We start from the raw sequence: 18548 nt of genomic DNA, 5'->3' as shown, positions 1-18548 counted from the left end.
AGGCGCGATGGGTGGCGCGGCGGACGGCGTGACGGGCGGCGGCGGCCCGGCGGGGACGCGGCTGGCGTTCTCCACGCTCGGCGTACCGGGGATGCCGGTCGAGGCGGTGGCCAGGCTGGCCGCGGGGTCCGGCTATCAGGGCGTCGAGCTGCGGGCGCACCCGGAGGAGCCGGTGCACCCGGGGCTGGGGCGGCGCGAACGGGCGGCGGTGCGCGGGGTGTTCGCGGAGGCGGGGGTGGCGGTGCTGGCCGTCGCCGGGTACGCGCGGGTCGCCGCGGAGTGCGCCGGGGCCGCGGCGGAGGCGGCGCTCGCCCGGGAGCTGACCGGGCTGGTGGGGCTGGCGGCCGACCTCGGGGCGCCGTTCGTGCGGGTCTTCCCCGGGGGCGGCGGGCGGCCGCCTGAACGGGCCGAGGCGGACGCGGTGCGGCGGCTGGCCGCGGTGGCGCCGCGGGCCGCCGAACAAGGGGTGCGGGTGCTGCTGGAGACCCACGACTCGCACCGCACCGGCGCCGCCGCGGCCCGGATCGTCGCGGCGGTCGACCACCCGGCGGTGGGCGCGCTGTGGGACGTGCTGCACACCCGGCTCGGCGGTGAGGCGCCGGCCGCGACCCGCGCCGCGCTGGCCGGGCACCTGGGATATGCGCAGGTCAAGGACGTGGCGTCGGCGGAGGACCTGACGCCGCTGCCGCTGGGGGCGGGGGTGCTGCCGCTGGCGGAGGTGGTGGCGGCGCTCGGTCCGGCGGCCGGCGGCTGGCTGTGCTGGGAGTACGAGAAGCGGTGGTATCCGGAGGCCGCGGAGCTGCCGGGGCTGCTGGCGGCGGGCCGGGCCCACCTGGAGCGGCTGCTCGGCGCGGCCCCGTAATGCCGCGCCCCGGGCCCCCACCACACCCCGGCCCGGCCCGCAAGCGCGGCGCGGCGCCGCCGTCCGCCGTCATTGACCGGCAGTTGTTTTCCGGCTATCGGTGTCTCCTTGGAAGTTTCCTTCACCTGTTCGAGGAAGCGCCCCCGGAAGGAGCGCGTATGCACTCCAGACGTACCGTCCTGACCACCGCCGCCGCGGCCGCCGCGACCGCCGCCCTGAGCGCCGGGAACGCCGGTGCCGCCCCCCGCTCCCCCGCCCCCGTCCCCCCGCCGTCCCGCGCCACCCTGGACCGGCTGCGCCGGCTGATCGCCCGCATGACCCCGGAGGAGAAGGCCGGGCAGCTCTTCGTGATGCGGGTGTACGGGCACTCCGCCACCGACCCGGACCCGGCCGACGCCGCGGCCAACCGCAAGGAGATCGGCGTCGCCAACGCCGCCGAGCTGATCGCCCGTTACCGCGTCGGCGGCATCATCTACTTCGGCTGGGCGCACAACACCCGCGATCCGCACCAGATCGCCGAGCTGTCCAACGGCATCCAGCGGGCCGCCGCCGCCCTGCGCGTCCCGGTACCGGTGCTGATCTCCACCGACCAGGAACACGGGATAGTGGCCAGGATCGGGGCGCCGGCCACCCTCTTCCCCGGGGCGATGGCGCTGGGCGCCTCCGGGTCCGCGCCGGACGCCCGGACGGCGGGCCGGATCGCCGGCCTCGAACTGCGCGCGATGGGCGTCCGGCAGGACTACGCGCCGGACGCGGACGTGAACGTCAACCCCGCCAACCCGGTGATCGGGGTCCGCTCCTTCGGGGCCGACCCGCAGGCCGTGGCCCGTATGGTCGCCGCCCAGGTGCGCGGCTACCAGAGCGCCGGGGTGGCGGCCTGCGCCAAGCACTTCCCCGGGCACGGCGACACCGACACCGACAGCCACGTCGGGCTGCCGTACATCCACCACTCGGCGGCGGAGTGGGAGCGCCTGGACGCGCCGCCGTTCAAGGCGGCCGTCGCGGCCGGTATCGACTCGGTGATGACCGCGCACATCGTCGTGCCGGCCCTGGACCCCAGCGGCGATCCGGCGACCCTCTCGCACCCGATCGTCACCGGCATTCTGCGGCGGCGGCTCGGATACGACGGGGTGGTGGTGACCGATTCGCTGGGCATGCAGGGCGTCCGGGAGAAGTACGGCGACGACCGGGTGCCGGTGCTGGCGCTGAAGGCCGGTGTGGACCAGCTGCTGAACCCGCCGGACCTGGCGGTCGCGCACGCCGCGGTGGTCCGGGCGCTGCGCGACGGCGAGCTGAGCGAACCGGACATCGACGCCAAACTGCTGCGGATCCTGCTGCTCAAGGAGCGCCGCGGCCTGTTCGCCGACCCGTACACCGCGCGGCGGGAGGTGGACCGGGTAGTAGGGGCGCGCGCCCACCTCCAGGCGGCGGACCGGATCGCGGACCGCACCACCACGCTGCTGCGCAACGACGGCGGGCTGCTGCCGCTGTCCCGCCGGCGGACCGGGCGGCTGCTGGTGGCGGGCGCCGACCCGGCCGCGCCGTCCGGCACCGGCGGCCCGCCGACGGGGGTGCTGGCCCGGGAGCTGACCCGGCTGGGCTTCACCGCCACCGCGCTGCCCACCGGGACCGCGCCCTCCCGGGAGCTGATCGCCCGGGCCCGGGCCGCGCTGGACGAGCGGGACGCCGCGGTGGTGGCGACGTACGACGTCACCGCCTCCTCGCCGCAGCGGACGCTGGTCGCCGAGCTGCTGGCCACGGGCAAGCCGGTGGTGCAGCTGGCGGTCCGCAACCCGTACGACATCGCGCTGCTGGACGGGGTGAAGGCGGCGCTGGCGGCGTACTCGTGGACGGATGTGGAGCTGCGGGCGGCGGCCCGGGTGATCGCCGGGCGGCGGGACCCGGTGGGCCGGCTGCCGGTGCCGATACTGCGCGCGGACTCCTCGGGCACCGCGCTCTACGAGATGGGGCACGGGCTGCGGTACTGACACCGGGGCGCGCCCCGTTGGCCCTCGGGTCAACGGGGCGCTCCCGGTGCGCCGTTACGGCCGCAGGGTCCGCTCGCGCAGGCTCTCCGGCCGGTCCAGGGTGCTGCTGGCGGGGGCCAGGGCGGCGGCCCGGCCGCCGGCCGGCACCGGGAGGCCGGCCCACTGGAGCAGTTCGGCGGTGGCCTTCGTGCGGTCGGCGTCCTTGAGCTTGGCGATGTTCGCGCCGTGGTTGCCGCCGGCGACGGTGAAGACGTACGAGTCCCGGGCGCCGCGGCCCAGTTCGAAGTGCTTGGCGCTCCACGGGTCGTACTGCCCGTTGACGAACATCATCTGACTGGCGTGGTGGCGCACCCAGCGGTCGACGTCGGGCATGGCCCGCTTGTCGAACGGCATCGGGATCTCGCGCGGCACGAAGCTGCGGGAGTTGTTGATGCCCGGGTAGCGCAGCAGGCCGCGGAGGTTGGGGTAGTGGTACTTCGGCTCACCGAGCTGGGTGCCGGCCTGGTAGTAGTACGGCTGGTACTTCTCCATGCCCTGGTCGGTGTACGAGTCGAAGCCGCCGACCTTGTCGATCCAGGTCCACAGGGCGTCGGTGGAGGCGGTCGGCGCGGGCACCTCGGCGCACGCGGTCTCGGCGGGCTGGTACTGCCAGAAGCCGAACACCAGGTCCGTGACGAGGACTTCGTAGGCGCGGTCGGCGGTGCCGATGAGGCGGAAGGTGCGCTTGTTCTCGCCGGCCCACTTCTCGTAGCGGTTGACCATCTCGTCGCGGCGGAGCAGCGCCTCGCGCTCGACCTTGCCCACCGCGTCGCGGCAGGCGGGGGTGCCGACGGTGGCGAAGAAGCGGTCGTAGGGGCGGGTGTCGTCGCGGTCGGTGTTGTTGGGCGCGACGTAGGCGACGGTGCCGTTCATGTCGTGCGGGAAGAAGCGGCGGTAGTAGGTGGCCGTCATCCCGCCCTTGCTGCCGCCGGTGGCGATCCAGTTCTTGGGGTAGACGGCGTGCAGCGCCTGGAAGATCCGGTGCTGGTCGGTGGCGGCCTGCCGGATGTCGAGTTTGGTCCAGTCGGTGGGGACCGGGCGGGACGGGGTGAAGTAGCGGTATTCCAGGGAGACCTGGTTCCCGTCGATGATCTTGGTGGGTTCGCTGCGGGACGGTGTGGTGCTGACGTTGTAGCCGGAGGTGTAGAAGACCGTCGGGCGGTCCACCGACTTGTGCAGCAGCGTCAGCCGCTGCTGGAACGTTCCCTTCTCCGGATGCCGGTGGTCGACCGGCTGGGTGTAGTCCAGGACGAAGTAGCGGTAGCCGTCGACCGGCTTCTCCTCCAGGATCCGCATACCCGGGATCGCGAGGATCCGGTCCTTGATGTCCGTGCTGTCCCGGCCGGCGGCGGTGGCCGCCCCCGCCGGTGCGCCGGCGCTCGCCGTACCTATGAGTACGGCGAGCGTCAGCAGCCATCTGCTGGCCTTGCGCATGCACCCTCCCCTTGGGATGACAAAGGTCGGGCCGAACCTATCCGGGCGGCGGGGGCGCCACCAGCCCCCATCGGGGCGCTGGTTCAGACCGTTACGGCCTCGGCCTCGCCGGTGAAGGTGCGCCACAGCTCGGCGTAGCGGCCGCCGCGGGCCAGCAGCTCGGCGTGGGTGCCGTCCTCGGCGATCCGGCCGCCGTCGAGCACCACCACCCGGTCGGCGCGGGCTGCGGTGGTCAGGCGGTGCGCGACGATCAGCGTCGTCCGCGTACCGGTCCGCCCGGCATCGGCCGCGCGGTGGGCGGAGAGCCGGTCGGTGGCCTGGTTGACGACGGCCTCGGTGGCCAGGTCCAGGGCGGCGGTGGCCTCGTCGAGCAGCAGCACGTCGGGGTCGGTGAGTTCGGCGCGGGCCAGGGCCAGCAGCTGGCGCTGGCCGGCGGAGAGGTTGCGGCCGCGCTCGGCGACCGGGTGGAGGTAGCCGCCCTCCAGGGTGGCGATCATGTCGTGCGCGCCGACCGCCCGGGCGGCGGCCTCCACCTCGGCGTCGGTGGCCTCCGGCCGGCCGTAGGCGATGGCGTCCCGGACCGTGCCGGCGAAGAGGTACGACTCCTGCGGGACGACGCCGAGGCGGCGGCGGTAGCCGGTCAGGTCCAGTTCGCGCAGGTCGGTGCCGTCCGCGCGGACCGTGCCCGAGGTCGGGTCGTAGAACCGGGCGACCAGCTTGACCAGGGTGGACTTGCCGGCGCCGGTCTCGCCGACGAACGCGACGGTCTGGCCGGCCGGGATGGCCAGGTCGATACCGGCCAGCGCCGCCTCGCCGTCCGCGCCGTAGCGGAAGTGGACGTCCTCGAAGGTGATCTCGCCGCGCAGCGCGGGCACCGGGCGGGGGTGCTCGGCGGGCGGGGTGGAGGTCGGCTCGGCGAGGAGTTCCCGGATCCGGCCGAGTGAGACCGACGCCTGCTGGTAGCCGTCGAAGACCTGGGAGAGCTGCTGGACGGGGGCGAAGAACAGGTCGATGTAGAGGAGGTAGGCGACCAGGGCGCCGGCGGTGAGGGTGCGGTCGCCGATCCGCTCGGCGCCGACGATCAGCACCAGCGCGGACGCCACCGACGACAGCAGCTGCACGAACGGGAAGTAGACCGATATCAGGAACTGGCCGCGCACCCGGGCCCGGCGGTAGGCGTCGCTGTGCGCGGCGTACTTCTCCGCGCCGTGGCCCTCGCGGCGGAACGCCTGGACGATCCGCAGCCCGGCGACGCTCTCCTGGAGGTCGCCGTTGACGGTGGAGATCCGCTCGCGGGCGAGCTCGTACGCGCGCACGCTGCGCTTGCGGAAGACGTACGTGGCCACGGCCAGCGGGGGCAGGGTGGCGAAGACGACCAGGGCGAGCTGGACGTCGAGGGCGAGCAGGGCGACGAGTATGCCGCCGAAGGTCAGGACCGAGACCACGGCGGTGACCAGGCCGGTCTGCAGGAACGTCGACAGGGCGTCGACGTCGGTGGTCATCCGGGTCATGATCCGGCCGGTCAGCTCGCGCTCGTAGTAGTCCAGGCCGAGGCGCTGGAGCTGGGCGAAGATCTTCAGGCGGAGGGTGTACAGGACCCGCTCGCCGGTGCGGCCGGTGAGGCGGTTGCCGCCGATCTGGGCGGCCCACTGGGCGAGGACCACGGCCAGCGCCAGGGCGGCGGCCGTCCAGACGCCGGCCAGGACGCCGCGCCGGACGCCGTCGTCGATGCCCTGCCGGATGAGGACCGGCACCAGCAGCGAGGCGACGGCGTCCACCGCGACGAGGAGCAGGGCGACGGCCAGCGGGCCGCCGAAGCCGTGCAGCAGCCGGCGCAGGCCGTAGGAGGACTCGGGGCGGACGGCGGCGGCCTCGTCGATCTCCGGGGTGTCGGTGGCCGGGGGCAGCGCCGCGACCCGGGCCAGGAGGTCGGGGCTCGCCGGGGTGCCGGCCGTCGCGGCGGCCATCCCGGGGGCGGCGGCGCCGGTGCGCGGGGCGGGGCCGGCGGCGCCCGCCTCGGCCTCCTCCTCGCGGCGCACCCACAGCTCGGGGGTGATACCGCCGGTGGCGGCGCGGCGGGCGGCTTCGGTGTCGGCCTCGGCGTCGGCGTCGGATCCGTCCGGACCGGCGTCTGTCAGGGGGGCGGGGCGGCGGGACGTGCCGTCCGGGGCGGGCCCGCCGGTGGTGGTGCCCGCCGGGTCGTGCGGGACGCCGCCCAGCTCCTCGGGGTCGGTCAGCAGCCGGCGGTAGAGGGGACATCGCTCGGCCAGTTCCTCCTGGGTGCCGAGGTCGGCGAGCCGGCCGCCGTCGAGCACCGCGACCCGGTCGGCGAGCGCCAGGGTGGAGGCGCGGTGGGCGATCAGCAGCGTCGTGCGGCCCGCCATCACCCCGCGCAGCGCCTCGTGGATCTCGTGCTCGACGCGGGCGTCCACGGCGGAGGTGGCGTCGTCCAGGACGAGCAGGCGCGGGTCGGTGAGGATGGCGCGGGCCAGCGCTATCCGCTGCCGCTGGCCGCCGGAGAGGGTCAGGCCCTGCTCGCCGACCTTGGTGTCGTAGCCCTGCGGCAGCGCGGAGATGAAGCCGTCGGCGCGGGCGGCGCGGGCGGCGGCCCGGATCTGCTCGTCGGTGGCCTCGGGGTGGCCGTAGGCGATGTTGTCGCGGATGGAGTCGGAGAACAGGAAGCTGCTCTCGGGGACGAGGCCGATGGCGGCACGCAGCGACGGCAGGGTCAGCTCGCGGACGTCGTGGCCGCCGACCAGCACGCGGCCGGCGGTGACGTCGTAGAAGCGCGGCAGCAGCAGGGAGACGGTGGACTTGCCGCTGCCGGACGTGCCGATGACGGCGACCGTCTCGCCGGCCTCGATGCGCAGCGAGAAGTCGTCGAGGACGGGGCGCAGGGGGCGGCGGGCGGGCGCCGCGCTGTCCCCCTCGGCGGCGGCGCCCGGGCTCTCGCCACCGGGCGCGCCGCCGCCCTCCGCTCCCGGGGCGTGGTGCGGCCCGTAGCCGAAGGTGACCCGGTCGAAGACGACGGTGGCCGGGGCGTCGGCGGGCAGCTCCCGGGCGTCCGGGCGCTCGGCTATCACCGGCTCGGTGTCGATCAGCTCGTAGACCCGCTCCACACCGGCCCGGGCCTGCTGGCCCACGGTGAGGAACATCGCCAGCATCCGGACCGGGCCGACCAGCTGGGCCAGATACGTGGAGAAGGCGACGAAGGTGCCGAGGGTGATCTGGCCCCGGGTGGCCAGCCAGCCGCCGAGCGCCAGCATCGCGACCTGGCCGAGCGCCGGGACGGCCTGGAGGGCGGGGGTGTAGCGGGCGTTGAGGCGGACGGTGCGGAGCCGGGCGGCGAACAGCCGGCGGCCGGCCGCCCGGAGCTTGCCGGTCTCCTGCTCCTCCTGCCCGAAGCCCTTGACGACCCGGACGCCGGAGACCGCGCCGTCCACCACGGTGGCGACCGCGGCGGCCTGCTGCTGGGCGTACCAGGTCGCCGGGAAGAGGCGGGTGCGGCTGCGCCGGGCGATGAACCAGAGCGCGGGGGCGACGGCCAGCGCGACGACCGTCAGCAGCGGGGAGAGGAACGCCATCACGGCCAGCGAGACGGCGAAGAGGAGGACGTTCCCGATGATCATCGGGAGCATGAAGAGCAGGCTCTGGATGAGCTGGAGGTCGCTGGTGGCGCGGCCGACCACCTGGCCGGTGCTCAGCTCGTCCTGCCGCCGCCCGTCGAGCGCCGCTATCGCGCCGAACATCCGGGTGCGCAGGTCGTGCTGGACGTCCAGGGCGAGCCGGCCGCCGTAGAAGCGGCGGAGGTACGTCAGGACGTAGACCACCACCGCCGCGCCGACGAGGAGGGCGGCCCAGGGGGCGAGCGGGCGCTCGTGCCGGACGATCACCTCGTCGATGATCAGCTTCGGGATGAGCGGGACCAGGGCCGTCACCGCCATCCCGGCGAGCGAGGCGCCGAGCGCCAGCGCCACGTCCTTGCGGTACCGCCCGCAGTCGCGGGTCAGCCGCCGTGCCCAGCCCTCGCGCGCGGTGTCCGCCGCGGTATCCGTCCCCGCCACCCGATGCCTCCCTTGCGTCGTCTGCCGCACGGGCCAACACCGGAGGATGCGGATTTCATCCCTCCGTTACGTCACCGCAATGGCGGCGGGGCGGGGCGGGCCGCCGGCCCGGGGGCGGACGGCCGCGCCCCCGGGGGCCGGAGGGGCCCGCCCCCGGGGCCGGAGGGTCAGGCCCCCGGGGGCGAGCGGATCACCGCGGCCGGGCCGGATGGCTCACCGCGCCCGGGCCGGTTGGCTCACCCCGCCCGGTCCACCTCCAGCTCGGCCACACCGGGCCGCGCGGCGGGCGTGCCGCCGGCCGCGGCCCCCTGGCCCGCGTGGACCGTCACCCGGACGTAGCGAACGGTCCCGGGACCCGCGGAGCCGATACCGCCCCAGTGCCGCCCGTCCCGCGACACCTGCACCGCGTACGACGCGGGCCGGGTCGCCGTCCAGTGCGGGACGATCCGCCGGACGGCCGTCGCGCGGCCCAGGTCCACGGTGAGCGTGCCGTCCGCGCCGTCCGGCACCCAGGCGGTGGTGGCGTTCCCGTCCACCGCCGCCCCGGCGTACATCCCCGGCTCCTCGGAGGTCGCGGTGGCGGGCGCGCACCGGGCGGCGTCGCCGGTCGCCGCGAGGTCCGGGCGGCGGGTCTTCAGGACGGCGGGGACGCCCCGGCTGACCAGCTTGTCGCCCTCCGGCGTGGCGAGCGGCAGGGCCGGGCCGGCGGTGAGCCGGACGGTGGTCTGGTGCGCGCCGAGCGCCACGTCGAAGGTGCGGCCCTGCCAGCGCAGCCCGCGCAGGGTGACGCCGGCGGCCAGCTGCGGCGGCAGCGTCGGGTCCAGCCGCACCCGGTCCTCGGTCATCCGCAGCCCGGTCAGGCCGTGGGTGAAGACCTGGAGGAAGCCGCCCTTGCCGGTCAGGAAGTCCTGGGCGGGCCGGCCGGCGTGCGGGTCGCCCGCGCCGGCCTTCTCGCCGCGCGCCTCGGAGAACTCCGCGAACGGCCCGCGCACGAACGGCCGGATGGCCCGCTGGAGGTACGTGTACGTGGCGCACCCCGGTTCCCCGAGGGCGGCGGCGTCGATGGCGTGCACCGAGTCGGTCATGGCCGGGCCGTCGGGGTCGGTGCGGGCCGCGTAGTAGTCCAGGGTGGCGGCGGCCTGCCGCCGGGTCATCGGCCACTGGAGCGGGTACATCAGCAGCACCGTGTCGGCCTGCTTGATGGTCGTCCCCTTGTACCCGGCGTACTGCTCGAAGACCTGGCGGCGGCTGTCGTACGGGATCCGCAGCCGGTCCGCGACGGCCGTCCAGGAGGCCGGGGCCCGTTCCCCCAGGAGAGTGGCGGCGCGGGCGGCGTGGCGCAGGGCGGTGGCGGCGCCGGCGTTGGTGAAGACCGCGTCGTCGACGCCGTTGCTGTACTCGTCCGGTCCGGCGACGTTCTTGATCGAGTAGCTGCCGTCGGCGTTGCGGGTGGCCCGGGAGGCCCAGAAGTCGGCGATGCCCTTCAGGACGGGCCAGCCGCGGCCGCGCAGCCAGGCGGTGTCCTTGGTGGCGAGGTAGTACTGCCAGGCGGCCAGCGAGATATCGCCCATGAGGTGGTTCTGGGTCTCGCAGTGCGGCGGGTCCCAGCTGTGGCACTCGGTCCACAGGTCGCCGGTGGACCCGCTGGTCCAGGGGTAGAAGAGTCCGCGGTAGCCGAGGCGGCGGGCGTTGGCGCGGGCGGCGTCGCGGGTGCGGTAGCGGTAGTCGACGATCGACTTGGCGAGGTCGGGATGGGTGGCCAGCAGCCCGGGATACATCCAGGTCTCGGCGTCCCAGAAGATCTCGCCGGCGTAGTTGTCGCTGGTCAGGCCGGTCGGGCCGATGCTGTTGGCGCTGCCGGGGCGGGTCGCGGCGAGCAGCCCGTATTCCGCGGAGCGGATCCAGGACTCCAGCGCGGGCGCGCCGGCCACCTCGATGTCGCTGCGCCACAGCTGCCGCCAGGCGGCGCGGTGCCGGGCGGACAGGGCGGCCCAGCCCTGGTCGGCGGCGCGGCGGGAGGCGTCGTCGGCGGCGCCGCGGGGGCCGCGCGAGGTCAGCGCGGTGTCCACGCCGACGTACTTGGTCAGCTCGTACGTGCGGCCGCCGCGGACCGGGAAGGACAGCCGCTGGCGGGCGCTGAGCGCCGCGGCGGTGCCGGTGGCGCCCGCCGGGGCCTCGGGGCGCGGCCGGGCGGCCGGGACGCCGGGCCCGGCGCGCAGCGTGGAGGCGACCGCGCCCGCCGTCCCGGTGCCGTCGGTCCGGAAGCCGACCGACACCGTGCCGGGGCGGCTTGCGCCCGGTGCCGGGCCGGCGGGCCGCAGCCGGCGGGCGCCGCGGCCGTCGAGGGCGTCGGTGACGGCCGCCTCGCCGCTCCAGTGGGGCGTCATCCGCAGCCGCACCGCGGCGGTGTGCGCGTCGGCCCGGTCGGCGAGCACCTCGTAGACCAGGTCGGTGGCCCGGCCGTCGGCGGCGGTCCAGGTCAGCGACGTACGGACCAGGCCGCAGCGCCAGGAGAGGGTCTGCCGGTAGTGGCTGATGCGGCCCGGGGCGGTGGCCGAGGTGAACGTTTCGGCATGCGGCCCGCCGGCGGTGACGTCGAGCGTCGTCCAGGTGGGGAGGGCGGCGATGGCCTGGCGGCCCTTGAGGTCCGCCGGGCCCTTGGCGTAGAGCCCGGAGACGAACGAGCCGTCATACGCCGGGGTCTTCAGGGGCCAGCCGGTGGTGCCCCCGGGGGCGGCGTAGCCCATCCCGTTGGGCGGGACCCGCTGGCCGAGGTAGCCGTTGCCCACGTAGGCGTGGTAGCTGTCCGCCGGGTCGATGGCGGTGGCGGTGGCGGCCCACCCGTTGGCGGTGCAGGAGGCGCGCCCGGTATCCGGGGCGGGGGCGGCGGGGTCGGCCGCGGCGGCCGGGACGGCGGGGGCCAGGGCCGCGGCGAGGGCGCCGGCGACCAGCGCGGCGAGCGGGCCCCGGACCCGGCGGGACCGGCGCCCCGGGGGCGGGCCCGCGTCTCTCAACGCGGGAACGGCCCCCGCGCCTCGTATGGACATCTCCGTCGCGTCCCGCCGTCCCGGTCCCTCCGGCCGCGGCGTGCGCTCGGTGTGGTGCATGGCTCTCCGTCCCCGTGCGGCCGGTTCCGCGCGCACGGCACGGACCAAGCCTCGGCTCTGCCTGACGTCTGCGCACCCTATGGCGCGAGGCCCGCCCGGGTCACCCGTTTGGCACCGACCTATCAATTTCCGGCCACCGGCGTCGGTTTCCGGCCCCGCGCGCCACCCCGGATTGGTCAAGACGGGCCCCGTACGGCACACTTTTAGACTGACCAGTCAGAACAAAAGGAGGGGCTGTGGAGACCACCCGTCAGGGGGCGGCCGTCAACGCCCGGGGAATCGGCGTGAAAGGCCCACGCGGCTGGGCCTTCAGAGGCGTCGACATCACCGCCGACCCGGGGTCGCTGATCGCGGTGCGGGGCCCGTCCGGCTCCGGACGCACCTGCCTGCTGCTCGCGCTCACCGGACGGATGCGGCTCACCGAGGGCCACGCCGCGGTCGCCGGCTTCCCGCTGCCCAAGCGGATGGGAACGGTCCGCGGGCGTACGGCGCTCGCCCATGTCCCGGGCGTCACCGACCTCGAACCGGCCCTCACCGTCGCCGAACACCTCCGGGAGCAGGCGCTCCTGGCGCCCCGCCTCCACGGCTCCCCGCTCGGCGCGCTCCCCTGGGGGCGGCGCCACCGGGAGGCCACCCGGGCCCGGATCGACGCCGCGCTGGCGGCCGCCGGACTCGACCCCGAGACGCTCCCCAAGGGCCTGCGGACCTGCGTCCGCGACCTGGAGCGGCTGGAGGCGCTGCGGCTGTCGGTGGCGCTCGCGGTGCTGCACCAGCCGCGCCTGCTGGCCGTCGACGACCTCGACCTGAAGCTCTCGGCGGACGAACGCGCCGCCGCCTGGCAGCTGCTGCGCGATGTGGCACTGTCCGGCACCACCGTCGTCGCGGTCGCCTCCGACGCCCCGGCGGACGCCCTGGTCGTCTCCACCGCCCCGGCCGCCGCGGCACCCGCCCCCACCCCCGAGTCCGACACCCACGAGGAGGAAGCAGCGCATGCGTTCGCCGAGACTGGCCGCGCTTGAGCTCCGGCGCTTCGGCCGGGGCAAGCTGCCCCGGCTGGGCCTGGTGGCCCTGATGCTGATCCCGCTGCTGTACGGAGCGCTCTACCTCTGCTCCTTCTGGGACCCGTACAGCCGCCTGGACAAGATCCCGGTGGCCCTGGTCAACGAGGACCGGGGCGCCACCGCGGACGGCAAGAAGCTGACCGCCGGCGCCGACCTGGCCCGCAACGTCAAGGACAGCAAGACCTTCGACTGGGAGGAGGTCAGCGCCTCCGAGGCCGCCAAGGGCCTGGAGAAGGGCACGTACTACCTCTCGCTGACCGTCCCGAAGGACTTCAGTCAGAAGATCGCCTCCAGCGGCGGTGACGACCCGCAGACCGGCGCGCTCCAGGTCCGCACCAACGACTCCAACAACTACATCGTCGGCTCGATCTCCAAGACGGTCTTCTCGGAGATCCGCGCGAAGACGTCCTCGAAGTCCACCCGGGGCTTCCTCGACAAGATCTTCGTGTCCTTCTCCGACCTGCACGACCAGACCGCCGACGCCGCCAAGGGCGCCGGGCAGATCGACGACGGCCTGGGCACCGCCCGCGAGAAGACCGGTGAACTGGCCGACGGCCTCGGCAAGTTGAACGACGGGGCGGGGAAGCTGGACAAGGGGGCGGGGGACCTCACCGCCGGCGCCGGCAAGCTCGACAAGGGCGCGGGCGCGCTAAGCAACGGCGCGTCGCAGGCGGCCGCCAAGGCCCAGCAGCTCAGCCAGGGCGCGCGCCAGGTCGCGGACGGCACCCAGCAGCTGGTCGACATGGCCGACGGCATCGCCAAGAAGGACCTTCCGTTCCTCAAGAAGCACGGCCAGGAGATCGCGGACGGCGCACGCTTCGTCGCCAACTTCACCCAGACCGTGGACGACTTCCTCGCCAAGCTGCCGGCCAACTCGTCCAAGGCCGCCACCCAGGCCCGCAAGAACGCCGACGCGGCCCAGGAGCTGTACCGGAAGCGGTGCACCGGCGGCAACACCGACCCGGACTGCGCGGATCTGAAGGGCCAGGCGGAGGGCACCGCCGCCGGCGCGGACCTGGCGGAGAAGGTCAACGGCGACATCGCCCGCGCGGACTTCGCCGGGATGCGGGCCAAGCTCCGCGAGGTGCACCAGGGCGCCCAGATGGTCGCCGACCAGGTGCCGGAGGTCGTGCAGCACGCGGACGGCCAGCTCGCCGACCTCAAGCGGCTCAACGACGGCGCCCACAAGGTCTCGGACGGCGCGGGCCAGTTCGCCACCGGCCTCGGCACCCTCGCCAACGGTGCCGGCGACCTCGCCAACGGCGCGGGCCGGCTCCACAAGGGCGCGGGCGACCTCGCCAACGGCGCCGACCAGCTCCACACCGGCCTCGGCACCGCCCACGACGGCGCCGAGAAGATCAGCGGCGGCCTGTACAAGCTCAAGGACGGCGCCAACCAGCTGGCCACCGGTCTGCACGACGGCGTCGCCAAGATCCCCGACTACGACAAGAAGGACCGCGACTCCCGTACCGGCGTGATGTCCGACCCCGTCCAGCTGGCCGCCAAGTCGATGCACAAGGCGCCCAACTACGGCACCGGGCTCGCCCCGTACTTCATCCCGCTCTCCCTCTGGGTCGGCGCGATGGTCGCGTACATGCTGCTCCAGCCGCTCGGCAAGCGGGCGCTGGCCGCGGGCGCGCCCGGCTGGCGGATCGCCCTCGGTTCCTGGCTGCCGGCCTTCGCCATCGGCGTCGTCCAGGTGCTGGCCCTGATGGCCGTCCTCCACTGGGCCCTCGGCCTGGAGATGGCCCGCGCGGGCGCCACCATCGGCTTCCTGGTGCTGGCCACGGCCTGCTTCACCGCCGTCATCCAGCTGCTGAGCGCCTTCTTCGGCCCGGCCGGCCGGGTGCTGACCCTGGTCATCCTGATGCTCCAGCTGACCTCCGCGGGCGGCACCTATCCGGTGCAGACCAGCCCGGCGTTCTTCTCGGCGGTCCACCCGTACCTGCCGATGAGCTACGTGGTGGACGGGCTGCGCCGGCTGATCACCGGCGGCGACCTGGACATCGTCTGGCAGGGCAGCATCGTGCTCGCCGCGTTCACGCTCGGGGCGCTGGCCCTGACCTCGCTCGCGGCCCGCGGCCGGCAGGTCGTCCGGATGAAGGACCTGCACCCGGAGCTCAGCCTGTGAGCATCCGCTCCGGAAACGGGGGCGGCGCCATCCCCGGCGCCGCCCCCGCCCCCGTACCCGCCGGCGCCGCAACCGCAGCCGCCGCCCCCGCCCGGCCGCGCCGCGGCTCGACCCGCCGCCGGCTCTTCGACGCCGCCGTCACCCTCATCGCCGAACAGGGCTTCTCCGCCACCACCGTGGACGAGATCGCCGAACGCGCCGGCGTCGCCAAGGGCACCGTCTACTACAACTTCACCAGCAAGAACGTCCTCTACGAGGAACTGCTGCGGGACGGTATCGACCTCCTCGCCGCCTCCCTGCGCACCGCCGCCGACGGCACCGTCGCCCGCGGCGGCAGCCGGGTCGACGCCCTCGACGCGATGATCCGGGCCGGCCTGGACTTCATCGCCGGCTCCCCCGCCCTCACCCAGCTCTACGTCGCCGAACTCTGGCGCACCAACCGCACCTGGCGCGCCACCCTCACCTCCGTACGGGGCCGCGCCCTGTCGGTCGTCGAGTCGGTCCTGCGGGACGCCGTACGCAGCGGTGAGCTGAGCGGCGAACTCGACGTCCCGCTCACCGCGTCCGCCCTGCTGGGCATGGTGCTGGTCGCGGCCCTGGACTGGCAGTCCTTCCAGCCGGAGCGGTCCGTGGACGAGGTCCACGCGGCGCTGTCGCAGCTGGTGCAGGGGCGGGTGGGGGCCTGAGGGCTCGCGGTTAGGGCCGGGGGCGGGGCCGGGCTTCTATGGGCGGGCCGCTCGTACAAGCCGGGCCCCGGCGGCGTTCCGCCCGTACCGCGACCCGCCCCGGTGCCGGCACCGGCACCGGACGAACCACCCACTCCGGACACAACACCCCCACCCTCCCCTCCCATTGCGTCCCGCGCGCGGGCGAACCAAACGCGCCCCCCGCGCGTCGGTTAGGTTGGCCGGGCTGGTCAGCCGAGAAGACCGACCGACCGAGCGAGCGACGTGACACAGGAGGGACCTCCATGACGGACTCCGCAGCCGGCAACCCGGCCGGGAGCGCGGGCGCCGGCCCCGGCGGCACCGCGGGCGGCGGCCCGGCGGGCACCCCCGAGGGCCCCGCGGGCAACCAGCCGCCGGCCGCGGGCACTCAGCCCCCGGCCCCCGGCAACCAGCCCCCGCAGCCGCCCCTGCCGCCGCCGTACCCGCCGAGCACCGCCCCCGGCCAGGACTCCGGCGCCGCGCCCAAGGTGATCCCGACCGACGCCGACCACGCCCTGGAGATCGGCCGCGGCCACTTCCCGCCGGTCGGCTCGCCGGACGGTCCGGTCTCGCTCTTCGTCCACGAATTCGACGAGGGCTACCTCATCCACGCCGGCTGGCCCGCGCCCGAGGACCCCACCGCCCCGCCGTCCAGCCCGGGCGGCAGCAACATCGTCATCAACAAGAGCAACGGCGATGTGACCAGTGTGCCCAACTTCCCTGCGGAATTGGCCATTGAGACGTACCGGGACTGGTATCGCCCGGAAAATTCCTGACGTCCGCATTTCGCTGACGTTCCGCCATCCCTGGCATGCGTTCCGCCGTGTCCGCGCGGCGCGCATCGGTGACCGGCCTGTGACAGCAGGCGTCTTGATGGGATGTCGGTGCCCGCGTCTAGACTTTGTGTCAGGCCGGGCAGTACGTGACGAGCTCTGAACGGGGGAGAGGCCATGGCCGGGGACGGTCTGCAAGCAGACGTACCGTCACTGAAATCGGGCGGCAGCGCCTTCACCAATATCGGCGAGCGGTATCAATCCGCCGTCGAGAAGCTGAAGAACGGCCTGACCAACCTGGAGGGCACCGACACCCCGCCGTGGGGTGACGACGACATCGGCTCGAAGTTCGGCGTCGTCTACGAGGGCCTGCGCGACGGTATGTACGAGTCGATGGGTCATCTCGCCGCCAAGCTCCAGGAGATCGGCGGCGCGCTGAACACCATGGCCGACAACCACGCCAGCAACGAGGACTTCACCCACTCCTTGATGCAGCAGCACGTGGCGAACGCCGAGGCCGAGACCCAGTTGGTCACCAATATGAAGCGGCCCAACATCTCGGCCTGAGCCGGCCGGAGGCGCCGGCACCGGCCCGGGGTCCGTTCCGAGTCCGCTCGGGGTCCGTCCGGGACCGGTCGGGGCCTGTCCGGTCCCGGTCGGGGCCGTTCCACCGGCGGGCGCCGGTCCGAACGGCCACCCGGCCCCGCCCACCCGCTCCACCACCGCACCGCATCCACCACCACCGCCCGGCGCCTCACCACCGCCGCCCGCATCCGACCCACCATCGCTTCGCTGTCCTACGGGGGATTCCCAATGTCACTCATGCTGCCGGACGCGCTCGAGTGGGTCCTTCAGATGCTCGGTTTCGACTGGCCGACGGGCGACGAGGACAAAATGAACGAATCCGCCAGCCAGTGGCGGGAGTTTGCGAACATGGTGGAGCAGCTCCAGTCCGAGGGCGTCACGGCGGCGGGCAACGTCCTGTCCGCGAACAGCGGCGACAGCATCGACGGCTTCAGCAAGAACTGGGAGAAGTTCTCCAACGGCGGCAGCGGCTACCTCAACGACGCCCGCGAGGCCGCCGAGCTGATCGCGTTCGCCATGGACGCCGGATCGGTGGTGATCGTCGGGATGAAAGTCGCGGTGATCGCCCAGTTGGTGATCCTCGCGGCAGAGATCATCGCGGCCCAGGCGGCCGCGCCGTTCACCTTCGGCCTCTCGGAAATCGGGGCAGCGGGCGCCACCCAGGCCACCCGCCTCATCGTCCGCCGCATCCTCAAGGAAGCGCGCGACGCCCTGATCGAGGCGATCATGAACACCGTCAAGCAGCCGGCCATGGACGCGCTGCAGGCGATGATCTCGGACGCCATCGCCCAGGGCGTCAACATGTCCTTCGGCGCCCAGAACGGCTTCGACGTCAACCGCAGCCTGAAGTCCGGCACCGACGCGGCCACCGACTCCCTCAAGAACACCGGCGAGAACTTCGGTACGAACTTCCGCGACGCCCTGGGCGGCAAGGCGGGCCACCACGCCCGCACCGGCCTGGACCACGCGGCCGGCCGGGGCGGGGAGCACGGCGGCGGCGGTGAGCACGGCAGCGGCAGCGACCACGGCGGGGAGGGGAGCGGGTCCGGGTCGGGCTCGGGATCCGGGTCCGGGTCGGGGTCCGGTGAGCACGGTGGGTCGGGGTCCGGGTCGGGTTCCGGGTCGGGTTCGGGCTCGGGGGAGCACGGCGGGTCCGGGAGCGGCTCGGGGGCCGGTTCCGGCTCGGGTTCGGGCGAGCACGGCGGCTCGGGGAGCGGGTCGGGTTCCGGTTCCGGTTCCGGTACGGGAGAACACTCCGGGTCCGGGGCCGGCTCCGGCTCGGGTTCCGGATCGGGCTCCGGAGACCACTCCGGCTCCGGCTCGGGCTCCGGCGGGCCGTCCCACGCCCCCCGCCCGGGCGAGAACGCCACCACCACGCCCAACCACACCTCCGACTCCGGCGCGGGCTCCGGTTCGCACTCCGGTGACAACTCCGCGCACTCCAGCGGCGATTCGGGCTCGGGCGCGGACCACTCCAACTCCGGAACCGGCTCCGACCACCCCCGGCCGGCCCCCCAGCCGCTCCCGGACCCGTCGCACCGCACCCCGTTCGACGAGGGCTACCAGGGCGGCGGCAACCACGACGCCCCCACCCCGAACGGAACGGGCCACACTCCCGACGCGGGCCACAACACCCCCGACACCGGGCACAGCACCCCCGACTCCGGGCACAACGCTCCGGACTCCGGCCACGCGCCGAATTCCGGCCACCCCGACGGTGTGAGCACCCACCCCACGGCCGACCACACCCCGGACGCGGCCCGCCCGGACGGCGTGAGCACCCACCCGACCCCGGAC

The 18548-nt window shown here is 74.6% G+C and carries 10 protein-coding genes and 1 pseudogene; 8 read left to right on the top strand and 3 right to left on the bottom strand.

What is annotated here, in order from left to right; translation table 11 throughout:
* The first annotated feature begins 7 nt into the window (after positions 1–7).
* Together ADL22_RS30995 and ADL22_RS30990 are read left to right on the top strand one after the other, a co-directional pair.
* Entirely contained in the window at positions 8–862 is an 855-nt protein-coding gene (locus tag ADL22_RS30995; protein WP_066987468.1) for a sugar phosphate isomerase/epimerase family protein, read from the top strand.
* A 158-nt stretch (positions 863–1020) separates the two neighbouring features.
* Positions 1021–2850: a glycoside hydrolase family 3 protein gene (locus ADL22_RS30990; RefSeq protein ID WP_066987465.1), complete on the top strand. Its 1830-nt coding sequence runs from the start codon at positions 1021–1023 to the stop codon at positions 2848–2850.
* Between the two features lie 54 nt (positions 2851–2904).
* On the opposite strand, the gene ADL22_RS30985 is transcribed toward ADL22_RS30990, so the two are convergent.
* The 3 genes from ADL22_RS30985 to ADL22_RS30975 all read right to left on the bottom strand — a co-directional run bounded on the left by ADL22_RS30985 (position 2905) and on the right by ADL22_RS30975 (position 11401).
* A complete protein-coding gene (locus ADL22_RS30985; RefSeq protein ID WP_066987462.1) occupies positions 2905–4323 on the bottom strand; it encodes a S28 family serine protease in 1419 nt (472 codons plus the stop codon).
* Positions 4324–4406: 83 nt separating this feature from the next.
* Complete coding sequence (locus ADL22_RS30980; RefSeq protein WP_066987459.1) at positions 4407–8387, bottom strand: ABC transporter ATP-binding protein; 3981 nt, start codon at positions 8385–8387, stop codon at positions 4407–4409.
* A gap of 236 nt (positions 8388–8623) precedes the next feature.
* Positions 8624–11401, bottom strand: a complete 2778-nt coding sequence (locus ADL22_RS30975) for a discoidin domain-containing protein (RefSeq protein ID WP_066987457.1) — start codon at positions 11399–11401, stop codon at positions 8624–8626.
* 329 nt (positions 11402–11730) lie between these two features.
* On the opposite strand from ADL22_RS30975, the gene ADL22_RS30970 reads away from it, so the two are divergent.
* From ADL22_RS30970 to ADL22_RS35580, 6 genes and pseudogenes are all read left to right on the top strand, one after another.
* Entirely contained in the window at positions 11731–12513 is a 783-nt protein-coding gene (locus ADL22_RS30970; protein ID WP_066987454.1) for an ATP-binding cassette domain-containing protein, read from the top strand.
* Positions 12485–14686, top strand: a complete 2202-nt coding sequence (locus ADL22_RS30965) for a YhgE/Pip domain-containing protein (RefSeq protein ID WP_066987451.1) — start codon at positions 12485–12487, stop codon at positions 14684–14686. Before ADL22_RS30970 ends, ADL22_RS30965 begins: the two co-directional genes overlap by 29 nt.
* Positions 14683–15372, top strand: a complete 690-nt coding sequence (locus tag ADL22_RS30960; RefSeq protein WP_066987448.1) for a TetR/AcrR family transcriptional regulator — start codon at positions 14683–14685, stop codon at positions 15370–15372. The genes ADL22_RS30965 and ADL22_RS30960 overlap by 4 nt, the downstream gene beginning before the upstream one ends.
* A gap of 284 nt (positions 15373–15656) precedes the next feature.
* Positions 15657–16169 carry a hypothetical protein gene (locus tag ADL22_RS36555; protein ID WP_234430922.1) on the top strand — a complete coding sequence of 171 codons (513 nt, stop codon included), beginning with the start codon at positions 15657–15659 and terminating at the stop codon, positions 16167–16169.
* Between the two features lie 174 nt (positions 16170–16343).
* A complete protein-coding gene (locus ADL22_RS30950; protein ID WP_066987445.1) occupies positions 16344–16733 on the top strand; it encodes a WXG100 family type VII secretion target in 390 nt (129 codons plus the stop codon).
* A gap of 246 nt (positions 16734–16979) precedes the next feature.
* A pseudogene (locus tag ADL22_RS35580) lies at positions 16980–18548 on the top strand (hypothetical protein); the annotation flags it as partial.

It is taken from the genome of Streptomyces sp. NRRL F-4489 (assembly GCF_001509485.1).
In the GTDB taxonomy this organism is placed as follows: domain Bacteria; phylum Actinomycetota; class Actinomycetes; order Streptomycetales; family Streptomycetaceae; genus Streptomyces.
This window is presented reverse-complemented; position numbering and strand designations above follow the sequence as displayed.